General features: G+C 70.5%; 15 protein-coding genes. 11 read left to right on the top strand and 4 right to left on the bottom strand.

What is annotated here, in order from left to right:
- Positions 1–125: 125 nt before the first annotated feature.
- The 6 genes from OG381_RS16655 to OG381_RS49650 all read left to right on the top strand — a co-directional run bounded on the left by OG381_RS16655 (position 126) and on the right by OG381_RS49650 (position 8,070).
- Entirely contained in the window at positions 126–1,145 is a 1,020-nt protein-coding gene (locus OG381_RS16655) for a LacI family DNA-binding transcriptional regulator (protein ID WP_327716887.1), read from the top strand.
- A gap of 143 nt (positions 1,146–1,288) precedes the next feature.
- Positions 1,289–2,296 carry an ABC transporter substrate-binding protein gene (locus tag OG381_RS16650; protein ID WP_327716886.1) on the top strand — a complete coding sequence of 336 codons (1,008 nt, stop codon included), beginning with the start codon at positions 1,289–1,291 and terminating at the stop codon, positions 2,294–2,296.
- A 1,097-nt stretch (positions 2,297–3,393) separates the two neighbouring features.
- Positions 3,394–4,932: a sugar ABC transporter ATP-binding protein gene (locus OG381_RS16645; protein WP_327716885.1), complete on the top strand. Its 1,539-nt coding sequence runs from the start codon at positions 3,394–3,396 to the stop codon at positions 4,930–4,932.
- Positions 4,929–6,014, top strand: coding sequence for an ABC transporter permease (locus OG381_RS16640; RefSeq protein WP_306981888.1), 1,086 nt, complete (start codon positions 4,929–4,931; stop codon positions 6,012–6,014). Before OG381_RS16645 ends, OG381_RS16640 begins: the two co-directional genes overlap by 4 nt.
- The gene (gene yjfF, locus OG381_RS16635) at positions 6,014–7,036 is read left to right on the top strand and encodes a galactofuranose ABC transporter, permease protein YjfF (RefSeq protein ID WP_327716884.1); all 1,023 of its coding nucleotides are present in this window, start codon (positions 6,014–6,016) and stop codon (positions 7,034–7,036) included. The genes OG381_RS16640 and yjfF overlap by 1 nt, the downstream gene beginning before the upstream one ends.
- A gap of 167 nt (positions 7,037–7,203) precedes the next feature.
- Positions 7,204–8,070 (top strand): SCO2400 family protein, encoded by an 867-nt coding sequence (locus OG381_RS49650; protein WP_443061899.1) that lies wholly within the window; start codon positions 7,204–7,206, stop codon positions 8,068–8,070.
- Positions 8,071–8,887: 817 nt separating this feature from the next.
- Here OG381_RS49650 and OG381_RS16620 read toward each other — a convergent pair.
- Positions 8,888–9,325, bottom strand: a complete 438-nt coding sequence (locus tag OG381_RS16620) for a MarR family winged helix-turn-helix transcriptional regulator (RefSeq protein WP_307031395.1) — start codon at positions 9,323–9,325, stop codon at positions 8,888–8,890.
- A gap of 89 nt (positions 9,326–9,414) precedes the next feature.
- Between OG381_RS16620 and OG381_RS16615 the strand changes: the two genes are divergently transcribed.
- Both OG381_RS16615 and OG381_RS16610 read left to right on the top strand, forming a co-directional pair.
- Positions 9,415–10,413: an NADP-dependent oxidoreductase gene (locus tag OG381_RS16615; protein WP_327716881.1), complete on the top strand. Its 999-nt coding sequence runs from the start codon at positions 9,415–9,417 to the stop codon at positions 10,411–10,413.
- Between the two features lie 95 nt (positions 10,414–10,508).
- Positions 10,509–10,928, top strand: coding sequence for an organic hydroperoxide resistance protein (locus OG381_RS16610; protein WP_327716880.1), 420 nt, complete (start codon positions 10,509–10,511; stop codon positions 10,926–10,928).
- A 67-nt stretch (positions 10,929–10,995) separates the two neighbouring features.
- Here the strand turns inward: OG381_RS16610 and OG381_RS16605 are convergent, their stop codons facing one another.
- Both OG381_RS16605 and OG381_RS16600 read right to left on the bottom strand, forming a co-directional pair.
- A complete protein-coding gene (locus tag OG381_RS16605; protein WP_327716879.1) occupies positions 10,996–12,147 on the bottom strand; it encodes a serine hydrolase domain-containing protein in 1,152 nt (383 codons plus the stop codon).
- A gap of 26 nt (positions 12,148–12,173) precedes the next feature.
- A complete protein-coding gene (locus tag OG381_RS16600) occupies positions 12,174–14,717 on the bottom strand; it encodes a M14 family zinc carboxypeptidase (RefSeq protein ID WP_327716878.1) in 2,544 nt (847 codons plus the stop codon).
- A 202-nt stretch (positions 14,718–14,919) separates the two neighbouring features.
- On the opposite strand from OG381_RS16600, the gene OG381_RS16595 reads away from it, so the two are divergent.
- The 3 genes from OG381_RS16595 to OG381_RS16585 all read left to right on the top strand — a co-directional run bounded on the left by OG381_RS16595 (position 14,920) and on the right by OG381_RS16585 (position 17,292).
- Complete coding sequence (locus OG381_RS16595; protein WP_327716877.1) at positions 14,920–15,783, top strand: hypothetical protein; 864 nt, start codon at positions 14,920–14,922, stop codon at positions 15,781–15,783.
- 100 nt (positions 15,784–15,883) lie between these two features.
- Positions 15,884–16,681, top strand: coding sequence for an EI24 domain-containing protein (locus OG381_RS16590; protein WP_307031412.1), 798 nt, complete (start codon positions 15,884–15,886; stop codon positions 16,679–16,681).
- A complete protein-coding gene (locus OG381_RS16585; protein ID WP_327716876.1) occupies positions 16,678–17,292 on the top strand; it encodes a LysE family translocator in 615 nt (204 codons plus the stop codon). The genes OG381_RS16590 and OG381_RS16585 overlap by 4 nt, the downstream gene beginning before the upstream one ends.
- On the opposite strand, the gene OG381_RS16580 is transcribed toward OG381_RS16585, so the two are convergent.
- Positions 17,264–18,502: a pyroglutamyl-peptidase I family protein gene (locus OG381_RS16580; protein WP_327716875.1), complete on the bottom strand. Its 1,239-nt coding sequence runs from the start codon at positions 18,500–18,502 to the stop codon at positions 17,264–17,266. The genes OG381_RS16585 and OG381_RS16580 overlap by 29 nt on opposite strands.
- Positions 18,503–18,505: the final 3 nt, after the last annotated feature.

The following is an 18,505-nucleotide window of genomic DNA, read 5'->3' as shown; positions in this document are numbered from 1 at the left end:
CCGCCATGAATTGTTAGCGCTCACAATGACCTCCGCATTCACCGATCGATGCCGGCCGGCATCCGAGGAGGTACGAGCATCGTGTCGGTGGTGCTTTCATCAGTGATCGCCAGGGGGGTGCGACCGTGAACCATGTGCAGCTCCGGCCGCCCACCATGGCCGACGTGGCACGCCTCGCCGGCGTGTCCCACCAGACCGTGTCCCGGGTGCTGGGGGACCACCCCAACGTCCGGGACGAGACACGGGCCAGAGTGCTGCGGGCGATCGAGGAGATGGGCTACCGCCGCAACTCCTCCGCCCGGGCGCTGGTCACCCGGCGGACCCGGACCCTGGGCGTGGTCGCCTCCAACACCACGCTCTACGGACCGGCCAGCACCCTGTTCGCACTGGAGGACGCGGCGCGGGCCGCCGGGTACACCGTCTCGACGGTCAGTCTGCGCAGACTGGCGGTGGAGACGCTCTCCGAGGCCCTGGACCATCTCAGCGAGGGCGGGGTGGAGGGGGTCATCGCCCTCGCTCCACAGCGCTCCGCGGTCGAGGCCCTCGCCGAACTCCGCCACCCCTTCCCGGTGGTGGCGGTGGGGACCGGGTCCGGTGCGGAGATCCCCAGCGTCAACGTGGACCAGCAGCTGGGCGCACGCCTGGCCACCGGCCATCTGCTGGCCGCCGGCCACCGCACGGTCTGGCATCTCGCCGGGCCCGGGGACTGGCAGGAGGCCGCCGACCGGGAGACCGGCTGGCGGGCGACCCTCGAAGCGGCGGGCATCGAGCCGCCGACGCCGCTGCGGGGGGACTGGAGTCCGCTTTCGGGCTACCGTGCGGGCCAGGAACTGGCCGGCTGGGTGGGCCGTGGACTCACCGCCGTCTTCGTCGCCAACGACCAGATGGCACTGGGGGCGTTGCGGGCGCTGCGTGAGGCGGGCGTGCGCACTCCCCAGGACGTCGCGGTGGTCGGCTTCGACGACATCCCGGAATCGGAGTTCTTCGCTCCACCGCTCACCACCGTCCGGCAGGACTTCGCGACGGTGGGCAAGCACAGCATCGCCCTGCTGCTGGACCTCATCGAGGGGCGGGCTCCCTCCGGGGCGCCCGGAGTCGCCATCGAACCCCACCTCGTCGTCCGGGCCAGCACCGCTCCCGACTGACACGGCAACACGGAACCAACGGTCACAATTCGTACACCAGTGTGACCGATATTTCGAATAATGATCGACAGGCTGGACGCAGTGAGTCGGTCCTCGCGAGTAACAACGGTCCTCCCCGGACCGGCTCTTCAAAGGAGAAGAACATGCTCAACAGAAGGAACTTCCTCACCGCGGCCATCGGCGTCGCGGCGGCAGGCACCCTGGCCGCCTGCGCCAAGGAGGACGAAGGCTCCGGCGACTCCACCGGCAGCGGCGGCAGCAAGACGATCACCCTCGGCTTCTCCCAGGTCGGCTCCGAGAGCGGCTGGCGCACGGCCAACAGCGACTCGGTGAAGTCCGCGGCCAAGGAGGCGGGCTACAAGCTGCAGTTCTCCGACGCCCAGCAGAAGCAGGAGAACCAGATCTCCGCCATCCGCAGCTACATCTCGCAGAAGGTCGACGTCATCGCCTTCTCCCCGGTGGTCGTCACCGGCTGGGACGCGGTGCTCAAGGAGGCCAAGGCCGCGAAGATCCCGGTGGTCCTCACCGACCGCTCGGTCGAGACCTCCGACGAGTCCCTGTACGTCACCCTGGTCGGCTCCGACTTCACCGACGAGGGCCGCCGCGCCGCCAAGATCCTGGAGAAGGTCCTGGAGAAGGCCGGACACAAGGGCCCTGTGAAGATCGCCCAGCTGGAGGGCACCACCGGTGCCGCCCCCGCCATCGAGCGCGCCAAGGGCTTCAAGGAAGTCATGGACGCCGACCACAAGGACGACTGGAAGATCGTCGTCAGCCAGACCGGTGACTTCACCCGCGCCGGCGGCAAGCAGGTCATGGCGGCCTTCCTGCAGTCCAACCCGGACATCAACGTCCTCTACGCCCACAACGACGACATGGGCATCGGTGCCATCCAGGCCATCGAGGCGGCCGGCAAGAAGCCCGGCAAGGACATCCTCATCGTCACGGTCGACGGCGTGAAGGACGGCTTCATCGCCATGTCCGAGGGCAAGATCAACGCCATCGTCGAGTGCAACCCGCTGCTCGGCCCCCAGCTGATGGAGGTCGTCAAGACGGTCCACGAAGGCGGCTCGGTCGAGCGCTGGATCAAGACCAAGGAAAGCGACTTCATGCAGGACCAGGCCAAGGCCGCCCTCCCCAACCGCAAGTACTGACCGACCGGGGGCGCCTGCCGACTGGCGGCGCCTGCCGAGCGGGGACACTGCCCGACCGGCGGTGCTTGCCGAGCGGCGGTGCTTGCCGATTGGCGGTGCCGACAGATTGGGGGCGCCTGCCGAGCGGCGGTGCCGACCGAGCGGCGGTGCTTGCCGATTGGTGGCGCCGACCACCGGGGGTGCCTGCCGAGTGGCGGTACTGACCGAGTGGCGGTGCCGACCGACCGGGGGTGCTGACCGACCGGGGGTGCTTGCCGACTGGCGGTGCTGGCCGAGCGGGGGTGCCTGCCGACCGGCGGTGCCGACCGACCGGGGGTGCTGACCGACCGGGGGTGCTTGCCGATTGGCGGTGCCGACAGATTGGGGGTGCCTGCCGAGCGGCGGTGCTTGCCGAGCGGCGGTGTCCGTCGACCGGGGGTGCCGACCGACCGGGGGTGCTTGCCGACTGGCGGTGCTGGCCGAGCGGGGGTGCCTGCCGAGCGGCGGTGCTTGCCGAGCGGCGGTGTCCGTCGACCGGGGGTGCCGATCGACTGGGGGTGCCGACCGACCGGCGGTGCCTGCCGAGCGGCGGTGCCTGCCGAGCGGCGGTGTCCGTCGACCGGGGGTGCCGACCGACTGGCGGTGCTTGCCGACTGGCGGTGCTGACCGACCGGGGGTGCTGACCGAGCGGCGGTGCTTGCCGACTGGTGGTGCTGACCGAGCGGCGGTGCTTGCCGATTGGGGGTGCCGACCGACTGGCGGTGCTTGCCGAGCGGCGGTACTGACCGAGTGGCGGTGCCGACCGACCGGGGGTGCCGATCGAGCGGCGGTGTCTGCCGACCGGCGGTGCTGAGCCGCCGGGGCGCCGACCGATTGGGGGCGACTGTCGACTGGTGGTGCCTGCCGATTGGGGGCGTTGACCGGGCGGCGGTGCTGACTGGTCGCGGTGCCGAACTGATCGCTGTAGTGAGTGGGCGGCCGCCGTAGTGGCCGAGCGCGGTGAGACCGACCGCACCACCGGCAGGGAGCCTCCCGCCGGACCGAGTTCCGCTCGGTTCGGGGCACGGAGGCTCCCCGCGGGCCTGAACCGATTGCACGAGTTCAAGAGGAGCGCTGCCATGGCAGAGCCGCAGCCCGTCCTGGAGATGACGGGCATAGTCAAGGAGTTTCCGGGGGTAAGGGCTCTGTCGGGCGTCGACTTCCGGCTCTTCCCCGGCGAGATCCACGCCCTGATGGGCGAGAACGGGGCCGGGAAGTCCACCCTGATCAAGGTGCTGACGGGGGTCTACTCCCTGGACGGCGGCACCATCACCCTCGACGGCAAGACCGTACGGATCGGCAGCCCGCTGCAGGCGCAGCAGGCCGGGATCAGCACGGTCTACCAGGAGGTCAACCTCTGCCCCAACCTGTCGGTGGCGGAGAACATCTTCATCGGCCGTGAACCCACCCGCGCCGGCCGCATCCAGTGGAAGCGCATGCGCAAGGAGGCCGCGGAGCTCGTCGACCGCCTCGGCCTCGACATCGACGTCACCGCGCCCCTGTCCTCGTACCCCCTCGCGGTCCAGCAACTGGTCGCGATCGTACGGTCGGTGGGCACCGGCGACAGCGACGGCTCGGGCTCCGGCACCAAGGTGCTGGTCCTGGACGAACCGACCTCCAGCCTCGACCGCGACGAGGTCCTCGAACTGTTCCGTCTGATGCGGCAGTTGCGGGACGAGGGCGTCGCGATCCTCTTCGTGTCGCACTTCCTCGACCAGATCTACGAGATCTGCGACCGCATGACCGTCCTGCGCAACGGCACACTCGTCGGCGAGCACCTGGTGCGCGACCTCGACCAGGTCGGGCTGATCGAGCTGATGATCGGCAAGGCCCTGGACCAGCTGGAGGAGCTCCACGACCACCAACTCCACGCGGACGTCGGCGAGTCGCTGCTGAAGGCGGAAGGCCTCGGCCGGAGCGGCGGCATCGCCCCCTTCGACCTGGACATCAAGAAGGGCGAAGTCGTGGGCCTCGCGGGCCTGCTGGGCTCCGGCCGCACCGAACTGGCCCGGCTCCTCTTCGGCGCCGACCAGCCCGACAGCGGCAAGGTCACCATCGCCGGCAAGCAGGTGGCGATGAGCGCCCCGAACGACGCCATCGGCGCCGGGGTCGCGTTCTGCTCGGAGAACCGCAAGGCCGAGGGCCTGGTCCCGGACCTGACGGTCCGCGAGAACATCATCCTCGCCCTCCAGGCGTCCCGCGGCTGGACCCGCCCCATCCCCACCGCCCAGCGCGACGAACTGGTCGCCAAGTACATCAAGGCGCTGGACATCCGCCCCGCCAACCCGGAGGCTCGCGTGGGCCAGTTGAGCGGCGGCAACCAGCAGAAGGTGCTCCTCGCCCGCTGGCTGATCACCCAGCCGAAGCTGCTGATCCTCGACGAGCCGACGCGCGGCATCGACATCGGCGCCAAGACGGAGATCCAGAAGCTGGTGGTCTCCCTCTCCGAGGACGGCATGTCCGTGCTCTACATCGCGGCCGAGCTGGAGGAGGTCCTCCGCCTCAGCCACACCATCGGCGTCCTGCGCGACCGCAAGCTGGTCGCGCAGCTCACCAACGGGCCCGAGATCACCACCAGCAAGATCCTCGAGACCATCGCGAGCGGAGAACAGCAGTGACCACCACCTCCCGCTGGCGAGCACTGACGCGCCACAACCTCTTCTGGCCGATCGTGGTCCTGGTGGCCCTGCTGCTCGTCAACGTCCCCTTCACACCCGACTTCTTCGCCATCCGCATGACGGACGGCCACCTCTACGGCAGCCTCGTCTCGATCGTGCTGTTCGGCTCGCCCCTCATCCTGGTGGCCGTCGGCATGACCCTCGTCATCGCGACCGGCGGCATCGACCTCTCGGTCGGCGCGGTCGTCGCCATCACGGGCGCCCTGACGTGCTCCTACATCAGCGACCAGTCCGACCAGGACGCCCTGGCCGGAGTGCTGCTGGCGATGGGCGTGGGCCTGATCGCGGCCGTCGTCTGCGGCCTCTGGAACGGCTTCCTCGTCGCCCGTATGGGCATCCAGCCGATCATCGCGACGCTGATCATCATGGTCGCCGGCCGCGGCGTGGCCCAGCTGATCACCGACGGCCAGATCATCACCATCAACAGCGAGCCGTACAAGCTGATCGGCGGCGGCTACTGGCTGACCCTGCCCTTCTCCATCTTCGTGGTGGCCGCGGTGGTCGCCGTCACGGTGGCGCTGACCCGCCGTACGGCCCTCGGCCTGCTCGTCGAGTCCGTCGGCGGCAACGCCGAGGCCAGCCGTCTGGTCGGCATCCGCTCCCGCCGTATCAAGATCATGGTGTACGTCTTCTGCGCCCTGTGCGCGGGCATCGCGGGCCTGATGATCAGCTCCAACACCTCGGCCGCGGACGGCAACAACGCCGGCCTGTGGATCGAGCTCGACGCGATCCTCGCCGTCGTGATCGGCGGCACCTCGCTGCTCGGCGGCCGGTTCTCGATCGGCGGCACGGTGGTCGGAGCCCTGGTCATCCAGACCCTGACCACCACGATCTACACGATCGGCGTCCCGACCCAGACCAACCTGGTCTTCAAGGCCGCCGTCGTCATCGTCGTCTGCCTCCTCCAGTCCCCGAAGTTCCGCGCCAAGGTCTTCGGCGCCCGTGCGAAGACCGCCGCCCCGGCGGCGCCCGCCGCGGTCGCCGAGCCCGCCGACTCCGCTCCCAAGATGGAGGTGTCGTGATGAGTACGACCACCAAGACCCCCACGACGCCGCAGACCCGTACGCCGTCCAAGGCCTCGCGCCTGCTCGGTGACCGGCGGCTGCCCGTCCTGGTCACGGCGGCGTTGTTCCTCGCGATGTACATCGGCGGACTGAGCCGCTATGTGAACTACGGCTTCGGCGACTCGCAGGTGTTCCTCAACCTGTTCATCGACAACAGCTATCTCCTGGTCGCCGCCGTCGGAGCCACCTTCGTCATCATGTCCGGCGGCATCGACCTGTCCGTGGGCTCGGTGATCGGCTTCACGACGATGCTCACGGCGTGGCTGGTGCAGGACGTGGGCCTGCCGCTGCTGGTCGTCATCCCCATATCCCTGGGCGTGGGCGCGTTCGGCGGCTTCCTCATGGGCTATGTGATCCACAACTTCGAGATCCAGCCGTTCATCGTGACGCTGGCGGGCCTCTTCCTCTTCCGGGGCCTGTGCCTGGTCATCAGCAAGGAGTCGATCGCCATCACCGACTCGGCCGTGAGCAGTCTGGCCGAGACGCGGGTGTCGCTGGGCGTGGGGGACCTGTCGATCGGTGCCGTCGTGGCGCTGCTCGTCCTTGCCGCGGCGTTCTACCTCCTCCACTACACCCGCTTCGGACGCCGGATCTACGCCATCGGCGGCAACGAGCAGTCGGCCCTGCTGATGGGTCTGCCGCTGGGCGGCACGAAGATCGCGGTCTACACGATGAGCGGCTTCTGCTCGGCCCTCGCCGGCCTGCTCTTCATGCTCTACATCCAGTCCGGCGACCCGCTGCACGCCGTGGGGATGGAGCTCGACGCGATCGCCGCGGTGGTCATCGGCGGCACGCTGCTGACGGGTGGCTCGGGTTATGTCGTGGGCACGCTGTTCGGCGTCCTCGTCCTCGGGCTGATCAAGAGCATCATCCAGTTCGAGGGCACGCTCAGCTCCTGGTGGACGAAGATCGCCACGGGTGTGCTGCTGTGTGCGTTCATCCTGATCCAGCGCGTCATGACGACCCGTAAGGAAACGTGAGCGGAGGGGAAGCCGGTCCGCTCCGGCGCGATGTCGCTTTCGATGCGATGAGGTGGCTTGAGGGCAGAAGATCCTCAACTCGCCGCGCCGGAACGGCCGGTTCCCCACACAACCTTCACAGCAATCTCTAGGAACGTCGCCGCTCAGGAACTTAATCTTCCCGCGTCATGGACTACTGCCTCCCGTGCCGAAGGCACCTCAACGGAGCCCTCGCCTGCCCGGGCTGCGGCACCTCAGCTCAACAACTCCACGCGTACGCGGCCCAGCCGTATGCCGCTGCCCAGCAGCAGTCGGGTGCGGGGGTGGATGGTTACGCCTATGAGGCGTACGGCGACGGGTCCGAGAGCGGTGGTGCCTCGGAGAGTGCGGAGAGCGGCGACCGGACCGAGGCCGAGGCCCTGGATGTGCCCGCGGGTGGTGGTCGGGCGGCGCGAAGACGTGCGCGGGGCAGGGGTGGCAGAGCGGTCGAGGTCGATGAGGAGCCCGAGGGCTACGACGACTCCGACTCCGACGAGTTCGAGGACGACGCCGAGGGCGATGCCGCCGGTGGTACGAGTCGCCGTGACCGCAAAGCGGCGGCGCATCGGCGTCGGCGCCGGCGGACGTTGCTCATCGCGGCGGGCTTTCTGCTTGCCGCCGGTGGTCTGAGTCTGGCGGAGCTCGGCATGGACGCTCCTGGCTCGTCGTCGACGCCTGCCGCGGCGGGGGGCGAGTCGGCGGAGGGTGCGGCCGAGGCGGAGGCGAGCAAGCCGACCGAGCCACGGACGGACGAGAACGGAACGGTCCCGCCGCCCTCGGCATCACCGGACGCCTCGAAGTCCCCGTCGGCCTCGGCCTCGGCCTCGGAGTCCGAGGACCCCGACAAGGGCACCCAGTCCGCGGGAGCCTCCGCCCCGAACCTCGCCACATCCGCCCCGGCGGCAACGACCCCGGCGTCCTCCGCGACCCCCACGTCGGCCCCCACGACATCGGTCCCGACCCCAGCCCCGTCCCCGACCCAGACCTGCGAACGCTTCCTGTGGTGGTGCACCTAGCCGGGTGGATGCCTGCGGCGGCCCGTGGCGGCTTCGGTGGGGGCGTGCGTCGCGCATGCCGGTCCGGTTGTGGGTCGGTGCCGCACCGGGGGGTGTCCGTCCTCGGTCGGGCGGTGCTGTGGGTTGGGGATGTGCTCTTGGTTGGTCGCCCGACGCTGCGGGCGGACACCCCCCGGTACGTCCCCTTCTGGCCGTTGCGCAGGCGCGGGTGGTGCCCCGTCGGGGGTCCCAGGAGACGGCGACGGCCCTACGGTGGCGGCCGGCCCGGCGTCCGGGGACGAGGGTCTGCCATCGTCCCGCGCCTGTCGGCGCTGCCCCGCACTTTCCGGCCCGGTCGGCATCCGAGGGCGAGTGCGGAGAGAGCTCCGCCTCTCGACGCCGGCCCAGGCATTTCAACCCGCCCGGCGCCCGAGGACGAGGGCCTCGCCGTCCCGATCCCCCATCCACCCGTGTCTTTCAGCCCGCCCGGCGCCCGGGAACGGGGATCTGCCGTCCCGATCCCCCACCCACCCGTGTCTTTCAACCCGCCCGGCGTCCGAGGACGAGGCCCTGCCGTCCCGATTCCCACCCACCCGCAGGCGTCTGTGCCCCGCGACGCTGGCCCAGGCATTTCAACCCGTCCGGCCTCTGAGGATGACGGTCTGCCGTCCCGATCCCCCACCCACCCATGTCTTTCAGCCCGTCCGGCGTTTGAGGACGAGGCCCCTTCAGGGCCGACGGGGGTCTGGGGGCGGAGCCCCCAGGGACCGGGGTCGAAGGGGCAGCGCCCCTGGAGGATGGGACGGGTAGGGGCGGCGGGGGCGAGGAACCCCCCGGCTCAAACCCCCAGCATCCGCCGCAACAGATCCCGGAAAACCGTCCGCTCCGCATCGGACAACCCCGCCAACGGCTCCCGAGCGAACCGCAACGACTCCCGAAGGCTGCGAGCCACCGCCCGCCCCTCCTCCGTCACCGCCGCCAGCTTCACCCGCCGATCCGCAGGATCCGGCCGCCGCTCCACCAGCCCGCGAGACTCCAGCCGATCCACGATCCCGGTGACATTGGACGGCTCACACCGCAGCTTGTGCGCCAGCTTCCGCATCGGCAACGGCTCCAGCGCCAGCAGACTCACCAGCCGAGCCTGCGCCCCGGTCAGCGCATGCTCCGCCGCAGCGTCCTCGAAATCCGCGTAGAAACGGGCCACGACGTCCCCGATCAGCTCGACGACCTCGAGGGTCAGCGCGTCGGGACGAGCGGTCTTCTGTGGTGTGGCCATGGCCCCAGCGTACCCCCATTACTTGACAACCTGAAATATTCAGGAGCATGGTTGTTTAAGGTACTGAAGTAAATCTGAAAGGTTCCGTCATGATCAACCGCGAGTGGCACCTCCTCTCCCGCCCTGTCGGCTGGCCCAAGCCCGAGGACTTCGCCCTGGTCGAGGCGGAGGTCCGGCAGCCCGCCGAGGGTCAGGTGCTCGTACGGAACAAGTACCTGTCCGTCGATCCGTACATGCGCGGCCGTATGAGCGCCGCGAAGTCCTACGTCGCCCCCTTCGAGCTCGGCAAGGTGATGCAGGGCGGCGCCGTCGGCGAGGTCGTCGCCTCCGAGGCGGAGGGCATAGCCGTCGGGGACCATGTCCTGCACTTCGGCGGCTGGCGCGAGTACGCCACGTTCGACGCCGCGCAGGCCGTGAAGGTCGACCCGGAGGCCGCGCCCCTGTCGACGTACCTCGGTGTCCTCGGCATGACCGGCCTCACCGCCTACGCCGGCCTGCTGCGCACCGCCGTCTTCAAGGAGGGCGACAGCGTCTTCGTGTCCGGCGCGGCCGGTGCCGTCGGCAGCCAGGTCGGTCAGATCGCCAAGCTCAAGGGCGCCTCGCGGGTCATCGGCTCGGCCGGGTCCGACGACAAGGTCAAGCTCCTCGTCGAGGAGTACGGCTTCGACGCCGCCTTCAACTACAAGAGCGGCCCGGTGAGCGAGCAGCTGCGCGCCGCCGCTCCCGACGGTGTCGACGTCTACTTCGACAACGTCGGCGGTGACCACCTGGAGGCCGCGATCGGCTCCCTCAACGAGGGTGGCCGCATCGCCGTCTGCGGCATGATCTCCGTCTACAACAGCACCGAGCCCGCCCCCGGCCCGAAGAACCTCGCCCGGCTCATCGCGACCCGCGGCCGCATCGAGGGCTTCCTGGTCAGCGACCACTACGACCTCCAGTCCCAGTTCGTCCAGGAGGTCGGCCCCTGGGTCGCCTCGGGCGCGCTGAAGTACCGCGAGACCGTCGTCGAGGGCATCGAGAACAACCTGGAGGCCTTCCTCGGCGTCCTGCGCGGCGACAACACCGGGAAGATGATCGTCAAGGTCTGACATCTTCTGTCGGTTTCCGGCATGCGGTAACTTCTTTCCGAAACCCGTCGTCGATCGTGGGCGCGAGCGCGGCGGACCTAGGAGGAAGACACCGCATGTCCATCCAGCAGACCGACGTCCTCTACACCGCCGTCGCCACCGCCGAGAACGGTCGCGACGGCCGGGTGGTCACCGAGGACGGCAGGCTCGACGTCGTCGTGAACCCGCCCAAGGAGATGGGCGGCAGCGGCGAGGGCACCAACCCCGAGCAGCTGTTCGCCGCCGGCTACAGCGCCTGCTTCCAGGGCGCCCTCGGCGTCGTCGCCCGTCTGGAGAAGGCCGACATCTCCGGCTCGACGGTCACCGCGAAGGTCGGCATCGGCAAGAACGACGACGGCTTCGGGATCATCGTCGAGATCTCGGCCCGGATCCCGAACGTCGACGCCGGGACCGCCAGGGAGCTCCTTGAGAAGGCCCACCAGGTCTGCCCGTACTCCAAGGCGACCCGCGGCAACATCAGCGTGACGCTGGTCTGATCCGATCGGCGACATGAAGGAGGCCGCACCCCTGGACGTGGGGTGCGGCCTTCGCTGTTGGCGTCCGTCAGCTCGCCAGCGCCGCGGTGTGCACCGCCCTCACCAGCCGGTCGTTCTCCGGAGCCGCCCCGCCCGGGAAGGCGAGCCGGCGCCGGGTGTAGCCGTAGGCGAGGCCGCTCCACGGGTCGGCGAAGGCCTGGGAGCCGCCCGCGCCGCTGTGCCCGAAGGTGCCGGCGCCCAGGAACGGGTGACGGCTGTCGGCGATCGCCTGGAAGCCCAGGCCGAAGGAGCGGTGCTGGCGGGCCACCAGGTCGTAGCCGGTGGAGTGGATCTGGCCGACCTCGGCGATCGTGTCCGGCTTGAGGAGGGGTGGCCGGTCGCCCACCTCGCTGATCGCCGCCGCGTACATTCCGGCGAGCCCGCGCGCGGCCGCCACCCCGCCCGCCGACGCCGGGCCCTTGGCCCGCACGGTACGGGAGTTGATGTACTCCAGCAGGTCACCCGGGTCCGGCACGTGGGTGTTGAACGCGATCGACGCCAGGGTGTGCGGGCCGGTGGGGGTGGCATCGATCTCGGCCTGCTGGACGGGCGTGGGGATCATCGGCTGCGCGGAGCGGTAGCGCGGTTCCAGGGCCGCGGGCAGGCCCAGGTGGAAGTCCAGGCCGTACGGGGCCCGGATCCGCTCCTCCCACAGCTCCTGGATCGAACGGCCCGTCGCCCGGCGTACGACCTCGCCGGTGAGCGCGCCGATCACCAAGGCGTGGTAGCCGAAGGCGGTGCCCGGGCGCCAGAACGGCCGCTGGTCGGCGAGGCGTTCGGCGATCGCCCGGTCGTCGGCCAGCTCCTCCCGGCTGAACCCGGCGTCCAGACCGACCAGCCCGGCCCGGTGCGTGATCAGCTCGCGCAGGGTCAGCGCGCCCTTGCCCTCGGCCGCGAACTCCGGCCAGTAGTACGTCACCTTGCGGTCCAGTTCGAGCGTGCCGTCCTGGACGAGGAGAGCGGCCACGAGATACGCGGCACCCTTCGTCGACGAGAACACCGCGTGCAGGGAGTCGGCGTCGTTGCCGTCGCCCGTCCACAGGTCCACGACCCTGCGGCCATGGACGTACGCGCACAACTGGCCCTCGTAGTCGGGGCGTTCACCGGCCACGACCGCGGCGAACTCCTCGCGCACCGCCTCGAAGCCGTCGGCGACGGTGCCGTGTATCTCCTGTGTCATCCGCTCTCCTTGACTGATCCACACCGCTAGCCGGCGTCGGCCATGCGGAACAACGCCCCTGCGACCTGCGGGAATTCTCCCTTCGGATGATCCCGGAAGAGGGGCTCGGTGCCGAACAGGACCGACTGCGGACCGCTGACGACCGAGGGCTGTCCGGCTGCGGCCAGGGGTCCGCCACCGCCGTCCGCCGACGGGCGCCAGTGCCCGGAGACGAGGGGGTTCCCGGTCGCGTACGACTGCTCCACGCGGACCTGCGGGCCGAGGTCCGTGAACCAGACGGGCGCGTACACGAAACCGTGCCCGGGAGCGCCGGCGGTCACCGGCCCCGAGTTCACCACCCGCACCACACCGTTGGCGTCCCCGTTGCCCTCGACCGGCTTCGCGGCCAGCAGGCCGGTGGCGGTGGCGAGTTCGGCTCCGGTGACCCCGCGCCCGACGAGACCGTGACCAGCGTCGAGGAAGGCGTCCAGGGCCGTACGGGCGGACGGGGTGAGACCGCCGTACTCCAGCCCCGTGGACACGAACAGGACGTCCGCCGACGACCAGTCGAAGCCCGCGTTGGCGACGGCCGTCGAGACCGGGGTGACCTCGAAGTTCATCTCACGCAGCGCGAAGAGCTCACCGGAGGTCACGGCGGCGGCGACCCGGGTGCGGTGGAGGGGCTGGGTGCCGGTGAGGGTCGTCGCGTCGAAGGCCACGTCGTACGTCCGGGCCAGTTCGGCCGCCTTCTGCCGCGCCGACGCCGGGACGATCGCGCTGCCGCCGTCGGCTGTCCGCCGTACCGGAACACCCTGCTGGAGAAGGGAGTTGACGGCGGCGATCGCCTGCGGGTCGTCCAGGCGGAGGCGCAGGGTGCCGCGCGGGGCGACATGGCCGACGGCCGCGGCCTCGCTGACCGACCGCAGCGGAAGGCCCTTGAGGGTCCCGGTCGGCACCGGCTCCACCGTGGCGCCCCACAGCCGGCCCAGGCTCCAGCCCGAGATGTCGTACATCACCGAGACCTTGTCGCTGATGTCCCGTCCGTCGGCGAGCAGCACATTGGCGAGGCCCCGCTTGGGCTGGTGCATGTCGACGACGTACGAGCCCTTCGCGTACGTCTTTCCGCCGAGCCGGAAGGCGTGGCTCGCGCGGGTGACGCGGACGTCGTTGGCGAGGAGGTGGTCGACCAGGCGGGCGGTGGCGGTGGCCTTCGGGCCGCCGGGCAGGACGTAGGCGCGCGGGAAGACGGTCGTGTAGACGTCCTCGGGGCCGATGCCGGGGACTCCGGGGACCGTCTCGGAGGAGACGGGGACCTGTGCGGCGCCCGTGGCCCCGCGGCGGAACACCTCGATCTGGTCGTTCACCAGCGCGGTGCGGTGGGCCCGGACGAAGTCGAGCGTGGCGCGGATGGCGGCCCCGGCGACGTCCACGTTGACGGCCGAACGGCGCCGCAGCTCCGCCACCGGCAGGCTGTCGTAGGCCGCGTTGTTCACCTGCAGCGGGATCTCGACCGTGTGCGCGGCGACCGTGCCGTGGAAGGCCGCGTACTGCGGGGTGAAGATCGGCGGCCAGTCGTCCCAGCCCTCCTCCTGGTCCCGGAAGGGGATCTGCGCGGGTTGCACCCCGTCCTTCGCGGGCGTGTAGCCGAGGCCGTTGACGGCGGCCTCCATGCCGAGGGCGTTGGCGTAGGTGTTCTTCAGGAAGAGGTCGTACTCGTAGTTCTCGCCGTGCGGGGGAGTGGTGGGCTCGATGAGGGTGCCGTTGACGTAGCCGTGCAGGTCGAGCATGACGGCGGGCTGCTTGTCGATCTCGATCTGCCGCATCGCCCGCACCTCGGGCTGCGAGGCGGTGACGAAGTCCCGGTTCATGTCGAAGCCGTTGGCGTTCGCGCGGGTGCCGGCGATCCGGCCGTCCGGGTTGGCGGTGATGTTGAAGTAGAGCCGGGAGTGGGCGAGCAGGTCCCGGGTCCTGGCGTCCGTGGCGGTGGCGAGCTGCTCGATGAGCTTCAGGGAGGCGTCGGTGCCCTCCCACTCGTTGCCGTGGATGTTGTTGTTGAAGAAGACGGGCGCCTTGTAACCGGCCTTGATCTCGGGCGACTTGGCGGCCTGCGCGGGGGAGTTCTCGATGAGGTCGCGCATCCGCTCCTGGGCGCGGGCCTGGCGGACCGTCTCGGGTGCGGTGACGGTCACGAGGTAGAGCCGGTGCCCGCCGGCCGACCGTCCGGCGACCTCGACGCTGACGCGGTCGCCGAGGGCCTGGACGGCGTTCAGCTTCGGGGCGATCGCGTGGTACGGGGTGAGGCCGAGCTTGATGGACTTGTCGGCGGGGTTCTCCGGGTCGGGGGAGAGGAGCCGCTCGCGGGGGTAGCCGAGGACCGCGCCACCGGCCGTCTGTTCGTCGGCGAGGGCCCTCCTGGCGGCGCTCGCGGGGGCCTGTGCGGCCCGCTGGTCGAGCGGGGCCCCGTCCCGGGTGACGGGCGGCGCGGGTTCCGCGCCGGCCGTGTGCGGGGTGAGCAGCAGTGAGCCTGCCGCGGTGAGGGCGAGGGCGGCGATCAGTACGGGTCTCGCGGGTGCGGTTCTCGTGGTGCGCACGCGTCGTACCTCCTCCGGGAGCTTCCTGAGATCGGTACGGCGACATGTACCTGTTCGACTCAACCGGAACAAGAGGGAGTTCGTGTCACGGATGCCCCGGATGGCGCATCCCGGGGGGCCCGGACGGGGCATGCTGAGCTCGGGACACCCGGCGACGGACCCGGCAACGGCGGCTTGTCCGGCAACACGAGGAGAGCTCCTCATGGCATCGATCCCCCCTTTCCCCAGCAGGGAAGAAGTGCTGCGCATGGCCCGCAGCACCAGCGACATCACCGGCCAACTCCTGGACACGGCCGGGAACATCACGAAGATCGCGATCAACACCTTCGACCCCAGGGACGGTTCCGGCCAGGAGGTGCTGCGGGTTTTGCGCGAGACGACGGCGGAGCTGGCGGAGGCGAGCGCGTCGCCGCAGGCGCAGGAGGCGTTCTACCGGATCGTGGACACCCTGACCCGGCTCGGCACGAGCGGCGCTCCCCTGGCCGTCCACCCGGTCAGCGAACCGGCCCAGGCCCTGCTGACGGCGCTGGGCGACAGCCTGCTGCCGGTGCTGGACGCGGTGGAGCCGGCGGTGGAGGAGTTCGCGACCGCGCTGGGCGACCTGGTGGAGGCGATGTCCCCGCTGCTGCCCGCGGCGGCCGGGCTGGCGGCGGGCACCCTGCTCGCGCTGACCCCGGTGATCCGTACGGCGGCGGAGATCCTCCGCGACTCCTCCCCCGAACTCCGCCGCATCGCGGACGCTTTGACCGCGGCGCTGGCCCCTCTGATGCCGCTCCAGCTCGCCCTGGCGGAACGTGCGGCCGCCGCGGGCGCGGGCGTGGTCCGTGCCTCCCTCCAGCCCCTCGCCGACCTCACGGAAGCGGCGGCGGCGACCACGAAGGCGGCCCGCCCGGTACTGATCGCCGGGGAGGAGCTGCTGGTGGCGGGCCTCGAGCAGCTCCAGCCGGTGCTGCTGGCCGGGGCGTCGCGTGCGGGCCGGGTGGCCCGGGCGGCGGCGGTACGGGTGCAGGCGGCGGTGAGTCCGGCGGATGAGCGGGGGGTGGTGGTGGCGGTGGTCCCGGGGTGATCAGGAGGGGCCCCGCTGAGCCGAGCCACCGGAACGGGGGCGTAATTCAGGGCCGTGCACGGCCGGGAACCCTGTCCCCGGCGCCCGATAGAGTTCCCCCATGCGCGATCTTGGGGTGGGCTTCACCTATCTGCTGAAGGGCCAGCGTTGGGTGGCCCGGCACGGCAAGCAGTACGGCTTCGGGCTGATCCCTGGCCTGATCACCCTCGTTCTCTACGCGGCGGCGCTCGTCTCGCTCGCGGTCTGGGGCGAGGACTTCATCGGCTGGGCCACCCCCTTCGCCGACGACTGGTCCAGCCCCTGGCTCGGCCTCTTCCGCGGTTTCCTCACCGTCGTGCTGTGGGCCCTCGCCCTCCTCCTCGCGGTCCTGACCTTCACCGCGGTCACGCTCCTGATAGGCCAGCCCTTCTACGAGAGCCTCTCGGAGAAGGTCGACCGCGATGTGTCCCCGGACGGCACCGCCCCCGAGTCCGGCCTGCCCCTGTGGCGCGAGCTGTGGATCTCGGGCCGCGACAGCCTGCGGATCGTGGTCCGTGCCCTGCTGTGGGCGGTCCTGCTCTTCGCCCTCGGCTTCATCCCGTTCGTCGGACAGACCGTCGTCCCGGTGATCGGCTTCTTCGTCACCGGCTTCTTCCTCACCGAGGAACTCGCCGCCGTGGCCCTCCAGCGCCGCGGCGTCGAACTCCGCGACCGCCTCGCCCTGTTCCGCTCCCGCAAGACCCTGATCTGGGGCTTCGGCACCCCCCTCGCCGTGGCGTTTCTGGTGCCGTTCGTCGCGGTGTTCCTGATGCCGGGCGCGGTCGCGGGCGCCACTTTGATGGCCAGGGAACTGCTCGGGGAGGAGACCCGCGAGGACTCCGACGACAACGACAACGACACGGAGGGGATCACCTCGTGACCGAGATACTCGCCGTCGCCGTCATCACCGTCCTGGCCGTCATCGCCCCCGGCGCCGACTTCGCCATGGTCGTCCGCAACAGCTACCTCCACGGCCGCCGCACCGGCCTGCTCGCCGCGCTCGGCGTCGCCGTCGGCGTCCTCGTGCACGTCACCTACACGATGCTCGGCGTGGGCCTGCTGATCGCCTCCTCCACCTTCCTGTTCACGGTGATCAAGCTGGTCGGCGCGGCCTACCTCGTCTACATCGGCGTCCGCACCTTCCGCACCCGTAGCGAGGTCCGGGTCGACCTGGAGACCACGTCGGACCTGACCCCGCTGAAGGCCCTGCGCTCCGGCTTCCTCACCAACGTCCTCAACCCGAAGACGACCCTGTTCGTCGTCTCGACCTTCGCCCAGGTCGTCAGCCCCGGCACCCCCGTCCACCAGCAGGTGGGCTACGGCCTGTTCATGTCGCTGGCCCACCTGCTGTGGTTCGGCGTCGTCGCGGTCTTCTTCTCGCACGACCGCATGCGCACCCTGATGCTCCGCGGCCAGAAGATCCTCAACAAGGTGATCGGCTCGGTCCTGGCCGGCCTCGGCGTCAGTCTCGCGTTCGCCCCGTCTCATTGACCGCCACGGTCACGAGCGACCGCACCTGGGCGATGATGTCCAGCCGGTTCCGCACGAACTCGGGGTCGGTGACCTCGGTGGTGTTGCCGGTGGCGAACTGGAGCACGGGCGTGTGCACATGCCCACCCGGCAGCTTGTCGTGCAGCCCCAGCCGGTCCCGCAACAGCGTGGCCCGGTAGGCGATCTCGTTCGACAGATAGTCCCCGCCGCCCCCGGCCCGGGCCGTCGACCCCGCCGTCGGCCCGTCGGCCCGTACGACGGGTTCCGTCGCTCCCGCCGGGATCTCGGTCACGCTCGTGTTGTCGTACACGGGGAAGCGCCCGGTGCTCGCCGCCACCATGTCCTTGTACGGCAGGGTCGTCGTCGTCCACTGCGGTTGCGAGGCCGGATCGGTGACGGGGACGGTCTCCGTCCGGGAGATGTTCTCGTTGTCCGGGAACCCGCCCCGCCAGGCCCCGTTGGTCCGCTCGACGTCGAACCGACCGACCCGCCCCTGGCTGACCGTGGTGAAGAGGTCGGCCTTGCGCAGATACGGCCGCAACGTCCGCTCGACCGTCCCCTCCGCGAAGTCCCGCCAGCGCACGGGGAACACGGCCGTCTCCACCCGTGCCGGCCCCTGCGCCGTCTCGATCACCGTGCCGTCGAGCGCGAGCGCGGTCGCCCCGGACGGATTGGAGATCCGGACGTCCCGGTCCAGCGTGAACGGATCGAACCCGGTGACGAGGATTCGCTTGATCCCCTTCCCGGACGGATACCGGATGGCGGTCTGCCCCCGCGAGGTCCGCTCCAACTCGTCCAGCAGCGCGGCCCGTTGCCCGTCGCCCAGCCCGAACCCCGGCTCCCAGGTCCGCACCTCCCGCGTCATCCCCAACCGCGCCCAGTACAGCGGCCGGTCGTCGTCCCGGCTCAGATCACCCCCGGCCGGCCCCCGCCCCTGCGCCCGGTCGACGGCCCGCTTCCACAGCGCGGATCCTTCGCGTACGACGATCCGGCGGGCCTGCGCATAACTGCGCGCCGAGCCGAGCTCCCGCGCGAACTCCGGTGCCACGGAGTCGAATCCGGACCGCCGCAGAATCTCCTGCGGAACGGCCTTGTCGAGCCGCTGTTCCTCGACGGTGGCGGTGGGAGCCGCCTCGGCGGCCTGGGGTATCGCGAGCCCGGCCATCAGGGCGAACCCGATCACACCGACTCGAACACGTAGGGAATTCAAGGG

This window comes from Streptomyces sp. NBC_00490 (genome assembly GCF_036013645.1).
Taxonomy (GTDB): domain Bacteria; phylum Actinomycetota; class Actinomycetes; order Streptomycetales; family Streptomycetaceae; genus Streptomyces; species Streptomyces canus_F.
Note: the sequence above shows the minus strand (reverse complement) of the source record. Positions and strands in the feature narration are given on the sequence as shown.

Excerpts from the sequence above, each read along its gene's own strand:
- OG381_RS16650 (WP_327716886.1), top strand. The coding sequence starts at position 1,289 with ATGCTCAACAGAAGGAACTTCCTCACCGCGGCCATCGGCGTCGCGGCG.
- OG381_RS16645 (WP_327716885.1), top strand. The coding sequence starts at position 3,394 with ATGGCAGAGCCGCAGCCCGTCCTGGAGATGACGGGCATAGTCAAGGAG.
- yjfF (WP_327716884.1), top strand. The coding sequence starts at position 6,014 with ATGAGTACGACCACCAAGACCCCCACGACGCCGCAGACCCGTACGCCG.
- OG381_RS49650 (WP_443061899.1), top strand. The coding sequence starts at position 7,204 with ATGGACTACTGCCTCCCGTGCCGAAGGCACCTCAACGGAGCCCTCGCC.
- OG381_RS16620 (WP_307031395.1), bottom strand. The coding sequence starts at position 9,325 with ATGGCCACACCACAGAAGACCGCTCGTCCCGACGCGCTGACCCTCGAG.
- OG381_RS16615 (WP_327716881.1), top strand. The coding sequence starts at position 9,415 with ATGATCAACCGCGAGTGGCACCTCCTCTCCCGCCCTGTCGGCTGGCCC.
- OG381_RS16610 (WP_327716880.1), top strand. The coding sequence starts at position 10,509 with ATGTCCATCCAGCAGACCGACGTCCTCTACACCGCCGTCGCCACCGCC.
- OG381_RS16605 (WP_327716879.1), bottom strand. The coding sequence starts at position 12,147 with ATGACACAGGAGATACACGGCACCGTCGCCGACGGCTTCGAGGCGGTG.
- OG381_RS16595 (WP_327716877.1), top strand. The coding sequence starts at position 14,920 with ATGGCATCGATCCCCCCTTTCCCCAGCAGGGAAGAAGTGCTGCGCATG.
- OG381_RS16590 (WP_307031412.1), top strand. The coding sequence starts at position 15,884 with ATGCGCGATCTTGGGGTGGGCTTCACCTATCTGCTGAAGGGCCAGCGT.